Source organism: Reinekea sp., assembly GCF_982785585.1.
The window spans coordinates 75,300-81,232 of record NZ_CEYAVF010000009.1; the positions used below are offsets into that span (position 1 = coordinate 75,300).

Sequence of the window (5,933 nt, forward strand, 5' to 3'; positions counted from 1 at the left end):
TCAAACGTCCAGGTCGGCCAGCCAAAGAGCACAAGATCACCAATTAATAAATTTGCCTCAGTTATCCAAATAAATTAACAAAATAAATCTGTCCCGGTTTAACAAATAAATCTGTCCCGGTTTAAAAGGCTGCCACATCTAACCGGCAGCCTACGACTCGATCTGGGCTATTGCGCGGCGGCGAGGGCTCCCTCGACATAGAGGAGCGCATCTTCTGCGCGCACGTTGATGCCCATCGCGTTACCGACCTGCATCCCGGTGTGCTTACGGGTTTTAGCCTTGATCACCACTCCGGCCGATAGCTCCAGCGTAACGATGCCATCAACACCAAGGTGCTCAATCTTCTTGATAGTCCCGGTGCCCATGTTTTGGTCCGTGGCGCTAACCAATGCTATATGTTCAGGTCGAATCCCCAGCTGATGCAAGCCGGCGTTAGGGTCGCTGGGCAAGGCCTTGGTGAGGCTTAATGCATCGGTGCCAAGTGCGTCCTTACGGGCGTTTAGGGTGATCATGTTCATCGGCGGTGAACCGATGAAGTAACCCACGAATTCGTTCTGGGGCCGCGAAAAGAGCTCCGCGGGCGTGCCGGACTGCTGCACGCGCCCGTCTTTCATTACGACGATTTCATCGGCAAAACTCATCGCTTCACTCTGATCGTGGGTTACCAAGATCATCGTGACGCCGGTCTTACGATTAATCTCGCGCAGTTTGCGCCGCAGCATGAATTTCATTTGTGGGTCGATTACGGTCAACGGCTCATCCAACAAGATCGCGCTGACGTCTTCACGCACCAGCCCGCGTCCCAGGGAGATCAGTTGTTTTTGATCTGCGCTGAGCCGACGGGCCGGCATATCGAGCGCATAATCCAAATCGAGCAGCGCAGACACCTCGGCCACACGCTCTTTAATCCGGCCCGGTGCGACGTCACGACATTCCAACGGAAAGGCCAAATTTTGGCGCACTGTCTTGGTCGAATAGATCACCGGGAACTGAAACACCTGAGCAATATTGCGCGCAGATGTGGCCATTTGAGTAACGTCTTGACCATCGAACAACAGGCGCCCGTGCGATGGCGGCACTAGGCCTGAGATGATATTCAGCATCGTCGTCTTGCCACACCCTGAAGGCCCTAACAGGGCGTAGGTCTTGCCGTCCTGCCAGGTAAGGTTGACCGGCTTAAGCGCATAGTCGTTGTCGCCACTCGGGTCGGACAAATAGCTGTGCCCGAGGTTTTCCAATATGATTTCAGCCATGTCAATTGCTCCTAGTCGTAATATTGCGGCCGTCTGGTGCAAATAGCATGATATGTTCAGCCTGAATCGAGACCTTCAAGGTCTCACCGACCTCAAAACTGCCAATGCCTTCGACCAACATTATCGCTCTACCAAAGTCGAAATCGAGATGGATAATGGTTTCCGAACCGCTGAATTCGGACAAACCGATGGTGGCCTGCAATGGACCATTCGGCTCGATCGCATCGGGTCGCAGCGCGATGGTGACAGGTCCGTCCGACGGCAGCACCAAGCCGTCGCTGGGGGCCGGTTTACCTTCGGCAAAGAAAAGCTCGTTGTTGCGCACAAAACCAGAAATAAACGAAATCGGCGGATCGCTTATCACACTGGCGGCATCTATGGTCGGCGGATGGGCAAACAGCTCCGCTGGCGGCCCACTGGCGACGATGCTGCCGTTGTGCATAATAATCATGGTGTTACCTAGCTCCATGGCTTCGCGCGGCTCGGTCGTGGTGTACAGGATCACACTGTCACTGTTGGCGGCAACGAGGCGTGGAAATTCTTCGCGCAGCTGTTCACGCAACTTATAATCCAAGTTGGCTAAGGGCTCATCCAGCATCAGGATGCGCGATTTCTTCACCATCGCACGGGCCAAGGCAACACGCTGCTGCTGGCCACCGGAAAGCTGAGCCGGACGACGTTCCAGAAAATCGCCCAAGCCGACTGAGGCGAGCATATCAGTCGCCAGCGCTTGGGCTTCGGGCTTTTTCTTGCCCTGGCGGCGCAGTGGAAAGGCGACGTTATCCAAGACACTTAGATGGGGATAATTAATAAACTGCTGGTAGACCAGCGACATATTGCGTGCCCGGATCGGGCGCTCTGAAATATCGGTGCCATCTAGGTGAATGTCGCCCGCGGCCAATGGGTTTAGACCCATCAGGGCACGCAAGAGCTCGGTCTTTCCGGCGCCGGTTCGGCCCAGGATGGTATAGATTTTTCCCGCCTCGAAGAGGAATGAGACATCGTTCAGAGATACTTTGGGATCAACAGTGGTTAATTGGTTTATCTGTAGCATGATATCTACCGGATGGCCCCCGACATTGTGCCGCGCGACATATAGCGCTCGACGATGACTGCAACACACGCCAAGGGCGCGACGGAAATCAGCGCGAAGGCTGACAGCGACCACCAAGGTGTCACAGAGGAATTAAGGGATACGATTGAAACCGGCAGCAGCTGCGTTTCAGTGAACGTGAGCGTAAAGGCGAAGAAGAAGTCATTCCAGCCAAAGATCAAACAGAACATTCCCGCCACGACGAGCCCTGGCACCGAGTTCGGCAGCACCACTCGAAAAAACGCACCGATCGGGCTGCAGCCATCGGTCATGGCCATTTCGTCCAGTTCTTTCGGGATACCGGCGAAGAAGTCGGTCATCACCCAAACCGCGATAGGTAACAGCAAGGCGATATAGACCAACACCAGTCCGAAAATGGTATCCAACGCACCCAGTTCTTTCAACATCAGGAAGAACGGAATCGCCAATACGATGGGTGGCATAATACGCTGCGAGATAAAGAAGAAGGTGATATCGGCATTTTTGACGAAACCCAAGCGATACTCAAAACGCGACAAGCCGTAGGCCGCCAATGTGCCGAGCGCCAAACTGACCAGACTGGCGATGAGCGTCACCGCCGCCGAATCGATAAAGGGGCCGACTATGTTGATACCCTGCGATCCCGTGGTAAAGAGCGAGGTCCAACCCTGGGTTGAGGGTTCGAAATCGACCCAGGGGATATAGGTCGCGCCGCTGGTAACAGCGTTGGCATCTTTAAACGAGGTGGTCAGCGCCCACAGAAAGGGAAACACCACAAAGATCGACCAACCGAGCAGAAAAGCAGTTTTGAGAGCATGATAGAACTTGTTCATTTTATCCGTCCTTTCCGACCAGCGTGCGCATCAAGAGCTTCGCGATCACGGTGAGGCTGATAATCATAATCACCAGATAGACCAACGATAACGCCGCGGAGTAGCCAATTTGAAAGTCGCGTAAACCGCGGATGTAGATATAATAAGACGAGGTTTCAGTTGCCGTTCCCGGCCCACCCGACGTCAGGACATAGACCGTGTCCATGATTTTTGAGGCTTCAATCAGGCGGATAATTAACGCACCAATGGTGATCGGTGCCATAAGCGGAAACGTCACCTGCCAAAAGGTTCGCCATGTGCCGGCGCCGTCAATCGCGGCCGCCAAGTAAGGCTCGCGGGGTAATGACACCAAGCCGGCCAGCAACAGCAAGAACATAAACGGCGTCCATTGCCATACTTCGACAATTAATACGCTGATAAAGGCCCCGGTCGCACTCGAAAGCCACGGTACCGCACCTATACCAAACATGCCTAAAATATCATTGACCGGTCCCAAGCTTTCATGGAACACAGTTCGCCAGATAACCGACATAACTACTGGTGTAGTCATCATCGGGATTAAAAATAAGACCCGTAAAAAACGTCCGCCGCGAACCTGCTTCCAAACAGCAAGGGCCAGCGCAAAACCAAGGGTATATTGCAGTGAAACCGAAATTACGGACAACAATGACAAACGCCCCAGGCTTTGCCAAAATCGTTCATCCGCGAACACCCGACCGTAGTTTTTGCCGCCAATGAAGTCCAAGCCCGACTGGAACACATCCCAGCTGGAAAAACTCACGCGTACGGTAAACAACAGAGGGAACAAAATAATGGCCACCAGCGTTAAAAGGGCTGGAAGCAAAAAGAAATGTTTTGAAGATAGCATTTGTATTTATCCTGAGATTGGTGGTGGGCACCAGAGAGTGCCCACCCCTTTTCATCAGCCTTCGTTGTCTTCTAACTTAACAACGTTGGCATATGCATCACGCAACCGATCTTTGCCAATCCGGTCGGTAATTTCGGCCCATTCTTTCGCTACATCGTCTAGCGCTTCTTGAGCCGTTTTCTGGCCGGCCATTGCTTCGGCAACGCCGTTTGCCATGGAGGACATGAACTGACTTACGCCTGGAACCCGGAGGTCAAAAACGCGGTTCTTGCTTTCTTCCATCTCAGACAACGTGGTGACATAGGTCTGAGCCGTCTTATCTTCCCAGCCTTGGCCTTTCCAGTAATCGACATCGAAGTGGCTATTACGGTATGGGTTCACACCGAACCGACCAATCTGCATATCATGCTCGGCATTGGCTTCATTGGAGAAGAAGCACAAGAAATCAAATCCCATCTCTTGCTCTTTAGACAGGGTAGAGACGGCTGAAGACCAGCCCCATGTCATGTAGGGCGCGCGGTTGGGCGTAGAGAAGGTATCCCATTTGCCCGTATCACGGTTCCAAACTTCAGAGGCACCTGGAAGCGGCGCAGCGGCAACCTTGTTGCGGATTCGGCTATCGGCTTGGTTAGCCTGGATATAAGCATCATCCCAGCTGTAGCTCATCAATGTCTGACCGCCACCAAATGAGAAGATCTCATCGCCTAAACCGAAGTTCTTGCCACCGGGTGGGAAGCTCGCTTGGGCATCGATAAAGAGCTCAAGACCGCGCACGAATCCCGGGGTGTTGATCAAGGGTTCCATGGTTTCCAGATCGAAGAAAAAACCACCCTCGACATCTGGATGCTTGGCATAAGGTGCGACACGGCTTATAAACGCCGAGAACATCAGGTCGTCTCGCTTAGCAACTTCGGCAGAACCATAGTTCAGCTCGCCATCACCGTCCCAATCGCGATCGTTGAAATAGGCGGCAACCTTGTTGTAGTCTTCCCAAGTCTCAGGGATAACCAGCTCGCTCCCGGTATCGGCCAGGTACTTGGCCTGCACGTCGGCATTGTCGAAGATGTCAGTACGGACCTTCAGATAATGGCGATCGCCATCCATTGGATACTGAATCATCTCATCGTTCCAGGTTGCAACACCGGTGAAGCTTGGTGTGACATCCATCATGCCCGTGGAATTAATATAGGCGTCTGGCACCGGGGCCAAGAAACGGCTGAAGTCACCAATCCACAGCGATGGGTAGAACATAACGTCATAGGCGTTTTGGTCGCTCTGGAACGGGATCATAATTCGTTGAAACAGATCACCAAAGGGTACGTGGACAACATTCACTTCCGCACCCGTCAATTCGGCAAACTGCTCTGCGTGCAATGCAGTAGGCTCACCGATTACCGGGATAGCATGGGTAATGATGTTTAACGAACGTCCAGAATAGTCCTTGGCGTCGGTAGCTGCATAGCTACAGGTGCCCGGCAGGTCTTTTTCAATGCCGAAGGATGAGTAATCCTGTGCCAATGCCGGCAGCGTAGCCGACGCCGCAAGCGCCAGGACGGACGCAGATTTTATAAACTTCTTCATGGTCTTCCTCTCTTTTTTTATTTTTGTATGTTTATATATTTTTATGTTTGTAGGCGTGCTGTGTGACCTAACCCAGTCATTGGGTTTAGCCGGTCTTGCAGGGGCCACGACTAGACAACCCCTCGGGTCTAAATTGGTTTGCAGCTGGCTTTACGGTATCAATACCGCGCGACCATGGATCTTACCTTGATGTAAATCGCGTAACGCGGTGTTGGCATCGCTGAGGGCATATTCTTTGGTCGTTAAATCGACCAACCCACGGTTAGCCAGCTCCATCAATTCGGTCAGCTCGGCCCAAGTACCGACTAGGTTGCCGATGATGTTCT

Annotated in this window: 5 protein-coding genes; all 5 read right to left on the minus strand. The window is 52.8% G+C overall.

What is annotated here, in order from left to right:
- Positions 1 to 167: 167 nt before the first annotated feature.
- From AC4FIC_RS05805 to AC4FIC_RS05825, 5 genes are read right to left on the minus strand one after another with little or no spacing between them, the layout of a single operon-like run.
- The gene (locus AC4FIC_RS05805) at positions 168 to 1,253 is read right to left on the minus strand and encodes an ABC transporter ATP-binding protein (protein WP_100258079.1); all 1,086 of its coding nucleotides are present in this window, start codon (positions 1,251 to 1,253) and stop codon (positions 168 to 170) included.
- A 1-nt stretch (position 1,254) separates the two neighbouring features.
- Positions 1,255 to 2,307, minus strand: a complete 1,053-nt coding sequence (locus AC4FIC_RS05810) for an ABC transporter ATP-binding protein (RefSeq protein WP_100258080.1) — start codon at positions 2,305 to 2,307, stop codon at positions 1,255 to 1,257.
- A 5-nt stretch (positions 2,308 to 2,312) separates the two neighbouring features.
- Positions 2,313 to 3,158, minus strand: a complete 846-nt coding sequence (locus AC4FIC_RS05815; RefSeq protein WP_100258081.1) for a carbohydrate ABC transporter permease — start codon at positions 3,156 to 3,158, stop codon at positions 2,313 to 2,315.
- Between the two features lies 1 nt (position 3,159).
- Positions 3,160 to 4,026, minus strand: coding sequence for a carbohydrate ABC transporter permease (locus tag AC4FIC_RS05820; RefSeq protein ID WP_100258082.1), 867 nt, complete (start codon positions 4,024 to 4,026; stop codon positions 3,160 to 3,162).
- Between the two features lie 54 nt (positions 4,027 to 4,080).
- Positions 4,081 to 5,607, minus strand: a complete 1,527-nt coding sequence (locus AC4FIC_RS05825) for an ABC transporter substrate-binding protein (RefSeq protein WP_100258083.1) — start codon at positions 5,605 to 5,607, stop codon at positions 4,081 to 4,083.
- Positions 5,608 to 5,933 lie beyond the last annotated feature (326 nt).

Excerpts from the sequence above, each read along its gene's own strand:
- AC4FIC_RS05805 (WP_100258079.1), bottom strand. The coding sequence starts at position 1,253 with ATGGCTGAAATCATATTGGAAAACCTCGGGCACAGCTATTTGTCCGAC.
- AC4FIC_RS05810 (WP_100258080.1), bottom strand. The coding sequence starts at position 2,307 with ATGCTACAGATAAACCAATTAACCACTGTTGATCCCAAAGTATCTCTG.
- AC4FIC_RS05815 (WP_100258081.1), bottom strand. The coding sequence starts at position 3,158 with ATGAACAAGTTCTATCATGCTCTCAAAACTGCTTTTCTGCTCGGTTGG.
- AC4FIC_RS05820 (WP_100258082.1), bottom strand. The coding sequence starts at position 4,026 with ATGCTATCTTCAAAACATTTCTTTTTGCTTCCAGCCCTTTTAACGCTG.
- AC4FIC_RS05825 (WP_100258083.1), bottom strand. The coding sequence starts at position 5,607 with ATGAAGAAGTTTATAAAATCTGCGTCCGTCCTGGCGCTTGCGGCGTCG.